Below are 315 nucleotides of genomic sequence, written 5' to 3'. Positions count from 1 at the left end.
ACATGGTGAAGGGCCGCTATGTGCAGGAGACCATCCTCCGCGAGATCGTCGACGAAAGCCCGAAGGCGACCAGCCTGCTCGAGGAGATCCGCGACCAACCGGAGGAGCTGACTAGGGATGCCCGGATGGCGTTGGGGGAGATCATCGGTAACGCCCTCGAGACCACCCGGGAGGCGGACACCCGTACCGCCGTCGAGATGCTGTCTCCGCTGACCGACTCCGTCACGGTCCGTGACCCCACCCATGACGAGGACGCCGTGCAGATCGCGGTTCTGTTCGAGGTGGACCGGCAGGGCGAACTCGAACAGGCCGTCG

At 65.7% G+C, this 315-nt stretch carries 1 protein-coding gene; it reads left to right on the top strand.

The features are described from left to right. On the top strand, positions 1-315 hold a 315-nt coding region (locus P3H15_RS54825; protein WP_276144931.1), incomplete at both ends, for a GvpL/GvpF family gas vesicle protein.

It is taken from the genome of Rhodococcus sp. T2V, assembly GCF_029269925.1.
In the GTDB taxonomy this organism is placed as follows: domain Bacteria; phylum Actinomycetota; class Actinomycetes; order Mycobacteriales; family Mycobacteriaceae; genus Rhodococcus_F; species Rhodococcus_F koreensis.
Note: the sequence above shows the minus strand (reverse complement) of the source record. Positions and strands in the feature narration are given on the sequence as shown.